The organism is Pseudoalteromonas luteoviolacea NCIMB 1944, from assembly GCF_001625565.1.
GTDB classification, from domain to species: domain Bacteria; phylum Pseudomonadota; class Gammaproteobacteria; order Enterobacterales; family Alteromonadaceae; genus Pseudoalteromonas; species Pseudoalteromonas luteoviolacea_F.
In genome coordinates, this window is the sequence record NZ_AUXS01000028.1 from 59,559 (window position 1) to 72,797 (window position 13,239).

Here is a 13,239-nt window from a genome sequence, read left to right on the forward strand (position 1 = left end):
TTTAAGCGCATCAAACAACAGTTCAGCTACCGGTTATTAGTCGATATGCGCACAGCTAGTTATATCTCATGGAGTAAATCATGACCGCCATCACCATCATGGATCATTTAGCGCAACATGCCGCGCATCAGCCGGATAAAACAGCGCTGGTATGTGTTGACAAAAAAGCACACACACCATGGAGCTTTGGAGAGCTATACACACATAGCCTTATGGTTGCGAGCCATATTCAAAAATACGCCAAAGCGGGTGACAGAGCACTGATCTTGATGGATACGGGAATTGAGTATGTGGCGAGCTTTTTAGCTTGTCAGTATCTTGGTGTGACCGCCATACCCAGCTTTCCACCTGAATCGACCAAAGCGCAGCATATTGCGCGCACAGTAGGCATTGCCGAAGACTCAGAAGCCGCAGTGGTACTGACAACCGCGCGTTTTACCACGACTGTAGAGGCGTTGGTGGAACAGGTCAGTGGCAGCAAGATGTTGGTCATTGACGAGGCTTGTGAGCAATCTGAACCGGTAGAGCGTCACCCTGCGCAATCTGACGAAATTGCATTTTTACAGTATACCTCGGGGTCCACGGCCAAACCCAAAGGGGTGATGGTCAGTCATGGCAATTTATTGGCTAATGAGAAAGCCATTGCTGAGGGGATGCAACTCACTGAGCAGGATGTATTGGTAAGCTGGTTGCCTCTTTTTCATGATATGGGCCTAATTGGGGGGCTATTACAGCCCATTTATACTGGCTACAAGTTGATACTTTGCTCACCGCGTTATTTTATGGAGCGTCCAGCACGGTGGTTACAGCTCATTGATCAGTATCAGGCAACCATCAGTGGTGGGCCAGATTTCTCATATCGCTTGTGTATCGAACGCATTAAAGATAAGCAAGTAGCTGATCTTAATCTCAGTAGTTTGCGTGCATTTTTCTCGGGTGCAGAGCCTATTCGTCACGACACGCTGCTCAATTTTGCTGAAAAATATGCCCCGTTGGGCTTTAAGGCCAGTGCTTTGTACCCTTGTTATGGCTTGGCGGAAGGCACGTTATTTGTCACCGGCAGTATTCCCGCTCAAGGTGCGGTTATCACGGCGTTCGACAACCGCGCATTGGCATCGGGCAAAGCCATTTTGCAACACGCACAAGATAGCAGAGATACGCAAGATTACAGCCATCAAGTGAGCTGTGGTGTGGCGGCCAGTGAGCACCAAGTGCGCATCACTTGCCCATCAAGTTACGATGAAGTTACAGAGGGCGGAATTGGTGAAATCTGGGTCAGCGGCCCAAGCATCGCATTAGGTTATTGGCGAAACGAACAGGCCACACAAGAAACGTTTGTAGAGCATGTTGGTAAGCGCTGGTTAAGAACCGGTGACGTGGGTTACTTTTACGCTGGGCAGCTATATATATCAGGCCGTCAAAAAGATTTGATCATCATGAATGGCCACAACGTGTACCCACAAGATATTGAGCGTGCGATAGAAGATGCATTGAGTTTTGTGCGCCAAGGTCGTGTGTCGGCTTTTCCAGTGCCCAGTGAACAAAGTGGCGAGGGTATTGGCATTGCGATTGAAACGGCCAACGTGTATCGCAATGAGGTGCCAGCAGAACAAACAGCGCTGATTGTCAGAGACTTTATCATTGAGCAATTTGGAAACTGCCCTGAGCTGGTATTGCTACTTGACCAAGGAGGGTTGCCAAAAACCTCAAGTGGCAAGTTGCAGCGCAGTGCATGTATGAAGTTGTTGAACGAGGATAAATTGGCAACTTATGGCGCCTTTACGCTTGTAGACTTGCAGCAGTTATCAACTTGCCACGGTGGGGATGATCAACACCAATGGGATGACCTAGCGCGCGGCTTAGCAGACATGTGGCAAAATGTGTTGCGCTACCCAGTTAATCACAATGAGATAGACTTTTTTGCCCTCGGGGGCAGTTCAATAAAAGCGGCTTTATTGTTGGCAAAAGTGCAGGAAGCGTATCATTGCCAAATAGATCCAACCGCCGTTTTCGCAGCGCATAAATTTGGTGATTTTTGCCAATTGGTGCGTGACAGCATCGCCACGGGTGAGCAGCAACATGTTATCCCTGCGCTGGCACAAAGCACCTATCCACTGAGTGCTCAGCAGCAAAGACAATTATTCCTATGGCAGCTAGAACCGCTGAGCAGTGCCTATCATATTGGCGCGAGCTTAACATTACATGGAGACGTAAACGAGGCGCACTTACAAGCAGCAGTTGCTCATGTTTTAGCGCAACAAGGTGTATTGCGCCACGCATATGGAAAGGATGAGCAAGGCCAATGGCAGCAGCAATTAACGCAGCAAACGCTTAATTGGCAGTGCGTTGATCACAGTCAACAGCACGACTCAGCACAAACCAGTGTATGGCGCCAAGCTTTTTACCAGCAGCCATTTGCACTTGAACGTGGTGAAAACTTCAGAGCGGCACTGGTCAAGCAACCAGAAAACCGCTATCAGCTGGTGTTAGTTATGCACCATATTGCCAGTGATGCGTGGAGTTTTGACTTGGTATTGGCTGATATCAGCCGTAATTATCAGTTGCTGTGTGAAGGTAAAGCACTGACAACAGCATCTTCTCAAGTGAATTATGGTGATTTCTCTGCTTGGCAGCAGCAGTGGCTAACAAGCGCTGACGCGCAAAAGCAATTGGCCTATTGGCAAGCGCAATTACAAAGTAACGACGATGAAGAGTTGCTTGTTCCTCAGCACCCAAGGCAAGCGAATGGACCTGCGCCAATGCAAAGCCAAACGGTGCAGCTGTCATATCAAGAAGTTGAAAAGTTACAGGCGCTTGCTCATAGTCACGGCGCGAGCTTGTTCATGTTGTTGCTCAGTAGTTTACAGGTATTTTTCTACCGCTATACGGGTAAGCGCAAGCCGCGTATCGGTGTACCGGTTGCCAACCGTCGCTGTTCAGAATTGCACTCCTTGATGGGCTTTTTCATCAATACCTTAGTGCAGCGCAACGAGCTGTCGGCGCAGCAAAGTTTTATTGAGGTGTTGTCTGCAACCAAGGTGCATGCCATCAATGCACAAAAAAATCAGGACTTGCCATTTGAAAAGCTGGTCGAGGTGATAAACCCTGATCGCAGTCTTGGGCAGAATCCACTGTTTCAAGTGATGTTTAATCACCTTGAACAAGATGTGCAACAAGCACTGGATTTACCCGGTGTTGAGGTTGAAAAAGTGGTGGCGCTGCAAGATCAAGCGCAATTTGATCTAAGCATCGATTCACGCCTACTTAATAGCGGTGAGCTCATACTCGAGTTTCAGTACAATGCAGCGCTGTATAACACCGAGTATATGCATGCCGTGACGTCGGCATTTGTTGTGCTATTGAACGAGATCGTGACTGCGCCACAAAACGCAATTGGCAATTTGGCCATTCACTCTCAACAAGCAGCTGCCTTACAGTTGGGTCAAGGCGAAAAAATTAGCTTACCGGATACATCTTGGCTGCAAAATATCAGTGATCTTGCACAGCGAGATCCCACGCGTACCGCAGTGATATTTAATGACCAACACTACAGCTTTGAATGGTTGGAGCATACGTCAAATCGTCTGGCTCATGGCTTAATTGAAAAAGGGTTAGGCATTGAGTCCGTGGTTGGGGTAATGCAAAGCCGTAAGCCATTGATGCTGGCGAGCACCTTAGCCTGCTTGAAAGCGGGTGCCGCGTATTTGCCACTGGATAAACAATTCCCAGCAGATAAATTACAGCACATGCTCAATGACAGTGGCTGCCAAGCTTTTATCAGTGACGAAGTTCAATTGGCGGTTGCTTTTGAAGGCGCATTGTTATCACCGCAAATTCTCTTGAGTGAGCAGCACCAACACATATCACTCCCTGAGGTTGAGCATCATGCAAATCAAACCGCTTATTTAAATTATACCTCGGGCTCAACAGGTAAGGCGAAAGGTGTGGCTATCGAACTGGGTGCACTTGCGCACTATATCGAGTCAGCTAAGCGCTTTATTAACTTGCAAGCGAATGATGTGGTATTGCAATTTGCCACGGCAAACTTTGATGCATTTGTCGAACAGTTATTCCCAACTTGGGCAGTGGGCGGTGCGGTATTGCTGCGTGGAGATGCGCTTTGGGATGCCGATACCCTGTACCAACAAGCACAAAAACACGATGTCGCTGTGATGGATTTAAGTGCTGCTTATTGGCGTAGCATCAGCGCGAGTTGGGCACGCAAAGCACAGCAGGCCGCGTTGGACTTGCCAAAACTACGTCAAGTTCACTCTGGGGGTGAAGCCATGTCTGTTGCGGGGATCCAAGATTGGCAAAACACCGGCTTGTCTCATGTGCGGTTATTAAACACTTATGGGCCGACAGAAATCGTGGTAGAGGCAGCGATCCACCCCTGCCAAGACTTTACTGCGCGTGAGGGTCAATCAGTGCCGCTAGGCCATGCTTTGGCGGGGCGTAAACTTTACGTATTGGATGACAACCTCGAAGTTGTTCCCAATGGGCAAGTAGGTCAGTTGTATGTTGGCGGCGATATTTTAGCGCGCGGTTATTGGGCGCAGCCAGAGATGACGGCTACGCGCTTTATTGCAGATCCTTTCTGTGATGAGGGCGCACGTATGTATGCCACAGGTGATTTAGTCAGTTGGCAAGGCAATGACTTGATGTATCACGGTCGTAATGACCATCAGGTGAAAGTACGTGGCTTTAGAGTAGAGCTGGGCGAAATTGAACAGCACCTAAGCCAGTTGCCTGAGGTGGAAATGGCAGTCGTAGTCACTGAACAGCAAGCCCATGGCCTAGGATTGATAGCTTATATTCAAAGCGCCAAATTCGCAGATGACACATTCGCTGACAAGCTAAAACGAGCATTAAGTGAGCGCTTGCCAACCTACATGGTGCCGGGCGACATCATAGTGTTAGAAAAACTTCCAGTTAACGCCAGTGGCAAACTGGAACGTCAGCAGTTACCAAAAGTAGCGCGAGCCGCACAGCAGGTCGAGCTTGCCCAGAATGGAACCGAGCAGCTCATCGCGGATATTTGGCAAAAGCACCTTAAAACTGAAGATATCGACAGGCATGCCAACTTCTTTGATGTTGGCGGTCACTCGCTGCTGTTGATGGCCGTGTATGAAGAGTTGAAGCTTCAATACCCTAACTTACAAATGACGGAGCTGTTTGCCCATCCGAGCATAGCCAGTTTGGCCGTGTTACTCGGTGGTGCACAATCAAAATCAGCCCCAGTTACAACGAATAAACCAACTGGCGCGAAACAAAAACGCGGCATGGGCGCGATTGCAGCGCGTAAAAGAAAAGCAAGAGAATCATAACAATGTCAGAAAGTAATTATAGTGAACTAGATATTGCCATCGTCGGTATGGCAGGCAGCTTCCCAGATGCACAAAACGTCGATGCGCTGTGGGAAAATGTGCGTGACGGGCACTGTGCAGTGCAAGATTTAGACGACGAGACACTGCGAGCGGCGGGCGTAAGCGAGGAAGATCTAGCACATCCTGATTATGTAAAACGCGGTATTCCATTTTCTGGCATGGCGCAATTTGATGCCGCATTTTTTGGTTATACGCCAAAGGAAGCGGCACAGCTTGATCCACAGCAACGGGTATTTTTGCAAACCTGTTGGCATGCGTTGGAGCATGCGGGTATTACTACTGGGAGCAGTAACTTCACTGGTGTGTTTGCCGGTTGTGGTGTCCCTGCGTACTTGTTACAGAACTTACTCGGGGATAGCCAACAAGACATCACCAGCTTGTTAGCGCTGACCAATGGCAATGATAAAGACTCTTTGGCAACTCGAGTGAGTTACGAACTGGACCTAACGGGCCCGGCTGTTACAGTGCAAACCGCGTGTTCAACGTCTTTAGTCGCGGTACATATGGCATGTCGCTCACTGCAAAACTATGAGTGTGATTCGGCACTTGCAGGTGGTGTTTGGCTCAATTTAAATCATCAACAAGGCTATCATGCCCCTGCGGGTGGCAGCTTATCACCATCTGGGCAGCTGAGCGCATTTGGTGAACACGCCGATGGGATCCTAATTGGTAGTGGCAGCGCGGCCGTTGTACTTAAGCGCGTTGAAGATGCGATTGAGCAAGGTGACAATATACTTGCGGTGATCAAAGGATCAGCTATTAACAATGACGGTAAAGAAAAAGTAGGCTATACCGCACCAAGTGTGACAGGCCAAGCTGGCGCCATTGAAGCGGCGCTCGAATTTGCTGATATTGAGCCAAGCTCGGTTGGCTATATTGAAACCCATGGCACAGGTACAACCTTAGGCGACCCCATCGAAATTGCCGCATTGAGCCGCGCTTATGGCCAGTGTGACAAGCAGCAAATCGCAATCGGTTCAATCAAAGCCAATATCGGCCACTTGGATTCGGCTGCGGGGGTTACTGGGCTTATCAAAGCAGTACAAGCACTGCGTCACAAAACGCTACCTCCGAGTTTGCACTGCGAGCCTCTCAACAGCAAGATTGACTTTGCTGACAGTCCGTTTTACGTCAATACCCAATTGCAGCCATGGCACAGTGACTCGGTACGCCGAGCGGCGGTCAGCTCACTGGGGATGGGTGGAACCAATGCGCATGTCATTTTAGAAGAATACAATGCACCTGCGGCTTCTTACAATCAAACAACGCCATGGCATATCTTACCGCTCTCTGGTAATACGCAATCATCCCTTGAAGCACAGCGACAAGCCTTAGCGATTAAACTTCAACAAAGTTCAGATAACTTAGCGCTGATCGCAGCACAATTGCAGCATAATCGTACAGTACACCCGGTTCGTCATGCGGTGGTTGCCGACAGTGCAGAGCAGGCACAGCAGTTATTGATGCGCGATATTCACGGTGACAAAACCAGCGCGGTTCAGGTAGCGTTGATGTTCTCAGGTCAAGGTTCACAATATGTCACGATGGCCCAGCCGCTGTTAAAACATGTTCCAGAATTCAAACTTCAGTTTGACGCAGTTGTCGCATTATTTGATGCGGGTTTACAAGATGAGCTACGCCGTGTCTTTACCCCAAATGATGATGAGGTGCTAGCAGCTAATCAGTTACTTGGGCAAACCCGTGTGACGCAACCTGCATTATTTGTCGTGGCCTATGCGATGGCTAAGTGTTATCAAGTGCACGGCATCCATATTGAGGCTATGTTGGGACACAGTGTTGGCGAGTATGTGGCAGCGTGTTTGAGCGAAGTGATGAGTTTGGAAACAGCTGTGAAGCTAGTGACAGCCCGTGGTGAAGCGCTGCAAAAAATGGCGCCCGGTGCGATGCTTTCAGTGATGAGTGATGCGCCAAGTTTGCAACCCTATTTAAATGCTCAGTTAGATATTGCAGCTTGCAATAGTCCGAGTAATACGGTTGTAGCGGGCAGCAAAGAAGCCATAAAAGCTTTGCAAAGTGAGCTAAAATCCGCTGATATCAGCGTGACGCGACTCCATGTGTCCCATGCTTTCCACAGTCACCTCACTGAGCCTGTGTTGGAAGAGTTTTCTGAGGTGCTAAAACAGGTGCAATTAAATGCCCCACAAACACCATTTGTTTCAAATGTCACTGGCACTTGGATCACACCAGAGCAAGCTACATCGCCTCAGTATTGGCTTGATCATATTCGCCAAGCGGTGAATTTTGTCGATGGCGTGAAAACCCTAGCCGCACAATGTAATGTGCTGATCGAAGCTGGCCCGGGAGATACCCTGCAAAAGTTGGCTGCACAATCAGTGAATGATGATGTCACGGTCTTAAATTCGATTGCTCATGCGCGAGATTTAAAAGCGCCAGTGCCTCCCTTTGTGAAAACGCTGGCAAAATTGTGGCAATTGGGCGTCGAGGTCAACTGGTCACAAGTTTCTGCACATCCACACAATACAGAAATCGCCTTTCCAGCATACCAGTTTGATACAACAGAGTACTGGGTTGATGCAAAAACCAATACGGCATCTGCCGTACCTGTCAGCACCAGTACTGGGCCTGAGCTGTTAGCACCAATTTGGCAGCAACAACTTAATTCTGCCGCATTGGCCCCGAACTTAGAGGGCGAAAAAGTGGTGATGATTGCCACTGACGCGCCACTGTGTTCACAGATAAGTGCAGCGCTGGCTGGCTCTGGTGCAGCAGTGACTGTGGTGTGGCAAGGCGAGTCATTCAGTGCCCTTGAGCAGGGGCAATACCGTGTAAATTGCCAAGACCAAAGTCAGTTGAATGAGTTGCATGAGCAACTTGGCGGCTTCGATCGCATAGTGGATTGCCGTTTGTTAGACGCGCAAAACTGTGGTTATCAACTTCTTCTACCTCTTGCTAAGTGGTTATTGGGCCAAGGCACAATGCACTGGACTGTGGTTGCGAGTGAGTTATTCAGTGTGCTGGGAGAAGAAACTGTATCTGCAGACAAGGCAACTGCACTGGGTATCACACGAGTGATAGGCATGGAACAGGCTGCCATTCGTTGTCAGTTGCGAGAGGTGTCGGTTGCACAGCGTGATGCGACACAATCAAATATTGCAATGCAGCTGGTTGAGGATTTGGGCAATGACGCGACGGAAGTTGCGTACCGTGGGCGCCAGCGCTTTATTCTGACCGAGCAAGTAGTGCCGAAAGTGGATGCTTTGGTAAACTCAGTATCGACGCCAGTGACCTTTATCACTGGTGGATTGGGCGGGGTTGGTCTGGTATTGGCTAACCTATTGGCGGCCCAAGGCCACGCTGTTATCTTGCAAACTCGCGGTGAATTTCCTGCAAGTGAGCGTTGGTCTGAACTATTGAATGGCGATGACGTCGATGACAAACTGGCGAACCAGATCCGTGCTTTACAATCACTTAAAGCCAATGGTGCGCGTGTCGCTGTCGTTACGGCGGATGTACTTGATATTGCCAGTTTAAATGTCGCAATTAGCCACGCAGAGCAGTCTCTTGGTCGTATCACTCAAGTGATCCACGCCGCTGGACTGCCTGGAGGTGGGATGCTTGCTCAAGTAACCGCAGAGCAGGCTGCACAAAGTATGGCTGCGAAAACTCGCGGTACTGATAATTTGTTAGCCGCGTTTAAAGCGCACACTCTTGAACGCATGATTTTGTGTTCATCACTGGCGTCAGTACTTGGCGCTATGGGTCAAAGTGACTATTGTGCAGCCAATAGTTACCTCGATGCGGTCGCGATGCAGTCACATCCTTTCTTAGTGCAGTCGATTAACTGGGATGCGTGGGCAAATATTGGTATGGCAGCAGGACACAGTGTCGGTGAAGACTTTGGTATTAATGAGGCTGCAGCGCAAATTTTACTAGCGGGTATTGCGCAATCGCAAGCGTCGCAATTGTATGCGGCAAGTTTATCGTGGCAAGCGCGTGCAGATAAAGTTGCAGAACTAACGGAAAAGTTAATGCAAGCAACCACCTCAGTACCGAAAGGCCACAAACGCCCTGACTTAGATACGGAGTTTGAAGCACCAGAAAGCGAGTTAGAGTTGCAACTAGCCGCGATATGGGGGGAGTTTTTAGGGTTTGATGAAATCGGTATTTTTGACAACTTATTTGAGTTAGGAGGCGATTCTCTTATCGCCATTCAAATGTTGGCGAAGGTCAAACAGCAGTTTGCGGTAGAAATCGAGCCGGCCACCTTTTTTGAAGATCCCAATTTAGACAATCTCACCTTCCTGATCGAAGAGCAGTTGCTCCAAGAGTAAGCGAGTATTCGCAGCACATAGGACACTTTTTTGGAGGCCTTTTTGGCCTCCTGCTTTATTTTTTTCCTTTCCCAACGTCTAGCTGGCATCAAGAGCTATTTTACCAACACATCAAAGCAAAATTCGATGTAACTACCACAGCCATAAATTCAAACTCATCAGCCTAAAAAGACAGCTTGTCTGTTTTTTGCCGCTGCATGTGGTTGTGAATGCGAGTAGGTATTTGGCCAAAACATATTGCAATACGGTTGAGTTAGAGCGCAGTGAGCCGCTCAACTTTGAGCGAAAAATTCAAATTAGCAGTGCACAATAATAGATAGTCAGGTGGGATCAGCATGAGCGAGCAAAAGCGCAGAAGAAGACGCGAGCGCGGTGGCGCATTAACTGAAGAGCAGCAACTAAAATTAAAAGCCAAGTTGGCAGACAGTCAGGCCAGAGCACAACAAAACCAGTTAGAGATCCGCCAAGACAGAGCTGCAAAGGTCCCGTTAACGCCGGCTCAACAGAGATTGTGGACTGCGTGGCAGTTAGACCCAGAAGACAGCGTGTACAACTTAGCTGGTACACTGACTTTCCAAGGGCAATTAAATAAAGCTTGGGTACAAGCTGGATTTACCCACTTGGTTGCAAAACACGGTATCTTGAATAGCCGATTTAGTGTTGAGCACGACGCCACAGTACAGCAGCTACAAAGCGAGAGCGCGTTTACCTTTGTTGATGTACCTAGCCAATCGGATAGTGCACAGCAAGCATTCGAAATTGCCGATCAACCTTTTGATTTGACTGCTGAGCCACTACTGCGAGTTGCACTATTAGAGTCACAAGGGGAGTGTACCTTACTCGTTGTTATGCATCATATTGTGACTGATGGTACATCAATGCAGCAGCTCTTTAATGAATTTATTCAAGCCTATGCTTTGTTGCAAAACCACCAAAGTTTACCTGAGGTTGAACCCAAAGCCGATTATTTAGATTATGCCTTATGGCTCGCCAAGCAGGATCAAACTGAACTGCTGGAAAAGCAGCTAGCTGGTTGGCAAGCGGCGCTTGGCGATGACTTTGAACCTTTAAGGTTGCCCGCAAATAGTCTCGCAAGACAAGGTGGCAACTATCCGATCACGACACAGTCTCTAGCGTTGCCAACGGCGCTTTGGCAGCAAGTGCAAGCGCTCACCAAACAACACCAAGTGACGCCTTATTTGGTCTTGCTCAGTGCATTTCAATACTTGTTGCACCGCTATAGTGACCAAAGTGATGTTAAAGTTGGGGTGCCAATTGCCAACCGTCACCATGCACAAACACATGGATTAATTGGTTTTTTTATCAATACTCAAGTGGTGAGATTGGAAGTTGATCCGCAAGATAACTTTGCAACGTTACTGGAAAAAGCCAAGTCATTTTCACAATTTGCACAAGCAAATCAGGATTTGCCATTTGAACATTTGTTGGATGCTATCAAGCCGCCGCGTAGTACCGGCAGTCACCCATTATTTCAGGTCATGTTCAACTACTTAAAGCGTGATAAAGGTGCTATGGATGCACTGCAAGGGGTCTCGCTCAAAGATACCCAAGCGCTGCGTTTTTCGATGCCGTTTGACTTGCAATTGGATGTGATCGAGGAAGTGACAGGCGCAACCACCTTGCACCTGTATTACGCCAACACCTTATACAGCGAAGCGTTTGCTAAGCATTGTTTGGATGAACTTGCAGCCTTGCTCTTGGCGGTATCAAACCACCCGAGCGCTCCACTGCAATACTTAGACTGGTATCCACAACATAGACAGCAATGCTTAGAGTCTTTTTCCGAAGGTGCTTCGGCTTTTCCTTGGCAGCACTCAATCCCTGACATCATTAGCGAGCAAGCGCAAAAAACGCCTCAGCACAGTGCTTTGATCTTCGCTGGCGAACATCTTAGTTACGCCAAATTTGAACAATATACCAATCAGTTGGCAAACTGGTTAATTGCTCAAGGTGTTGGTCGGGAAGATCAAATTGGGGTGTACTTTGACCGTAGTTTCGAAATGGTCATCGCCTTGATTGGGGTGATGAAAAGTGGCGCAGCTTATGTGCCCCTAGATCCTAATTTACCTGCCGACCGCGTTGACTATATTGCCCAAAATAGCACCTTTAAACTGGTACTGGGAAATCGGGACGGTGCGCAGTTTAATGTACCCTATTTTAATTGGTCTGAACTTGCAAAAACGTTGACATCTCAAGAGGGGGCATACCCGAGTGTGACCATTTTACCTGAACAAGCCGCTTACGTTATTTATACTTCTGGCTCGACTGGTAAACCAAAAGGCGTGATCAACAATCATCACGCTCTATACAACCGTATCAGCTGGCAAGATCAAGCTTATCCAATCGGCAGGGAAGATCGCGTATTGCAAAAAACACCTTATGGATTTGATGTGTCTGTGTGGGAGTTTTTCTGGCCATTAATGCGCGGCGCCACCCTCGTCGTAGCGGAGCCTGAAATACATAAAGAACCCCGCGAATTGGCATTGCTTATCCAAGCTCAGCAAGTGACTCTGTTGCACTTTGTTCCCTCAATGTTACAGGCCTTTATCAGCGAACCAAAGGCCTCACACTGCGACAGCATTCGCCACATTATTTGTAGTGGTGAAGCATTGCCCGCAGCACTGCAGGCAGATGCATTAAAGCTATTGCCTGACCTTGAAATTCACAATTTATATGGTCCGACTGAAGCTGCCATCGATGTCAGTTATTACGAATGTGACGGCCGTGCCGATAAAGCTGTACCGATTGGCAAGCCGATCGCAGGGTGTGAACTTTGGGTGCTTGACCAGCAACTAAACTTAAGCCCGATCGGTGCTGTTGGTGAATTGTATATAGGCGGTATCGGTTTGGCACGAGGCTATGCAAACCGTCCAGATCTCAGCGCTGAGCGCTTTGTTGCCAATCCATTTGCGACAGATGGCAGTCGTTTGTATCGCAGTGGTGACTTAGTGCGTTGGAGTGAGCAGGGCGAGCTTGAATATCTAGGGCGAACCGATCATCAGGTTAAGATCCGTGGTCTGCGTATTGAGCTGGGGGAAATTGAAACCCAGCTGTTTGCACAGCCTGGTGTTAAAGAAGCGGTTGTGGTTGCTATCGAGGGTCCAAATGGTGGTGCCCGTTTGGCAGCCTATGTCAGTGGTGAGTCACTGGATGACAGCCAATTACAACAAGGCTTGAGTGACGCGCTACCAGATTACATGGTGCCAAGTAGCATTATGGTCATGGAGTCTCTACCACTGAGCAGCAATGGTAAGGTTGACCGAAAAGCGTTGCCTGAGCCGACACTGCAAACACAAACAGCCTATCAGGCACCACAAGGTGAGCGCGAGGAATTGCTGTGTCAAACTTGGCAGCAGGTGCTTGGACACAGCCCCATAGGTCGTGATGACAACTTCTTTGCACTGGGCGGTGATTCCATTCTCAGCCTACAAATCGTTGCTGCGATGCGCCAGCATGGTTTTGCTTTGAGTGCCAAGCAAGTCTTTGAGGCACCGACGATAGCGCAATTGGCCATCGAG

3 protein-coding genes are annotated in these 13,239 nt (G+C 48.6%); all 3 read left to right on the plus strand.

All coding sequences use genetic code 11. The features are described 5' to 3' along the window. Positions 1–80: 80 nt before the first annotated feature. Positions 81–5,327: a non-ribosomal peptide synthetase gene (locus N483_RS10905; protein ID WP_023401254.1), complete on the plus strand. Its 5,247-nt coding sequence runs from the start codon at positions 81–83 to the stop codon at positions 5,325–5,327. A 2-nt stretch (positions 5,328–5,329) separates the two neighbouring features. Next, on the plus strand, positions 5,330–9,700 hold the full coding sequence (locus N483_RS10910; RefSeq protein WP_023401255.1) for a type I polyketide synthase: 4,371 nt from the start codon (positions 5,330–5,332) through the stop codon (positions 9,698–9,700). A gap of 335 nt (positions 9,701–10,035) precedes the next feature. Next, the coding region (locus N483_RS10915; RefSeq protein WP_155735410.1) for a non-ribosomal peptide synthetase at positions 10,036–13,239 on the plus strand (3,204 nt) is incomplete at its 3' end.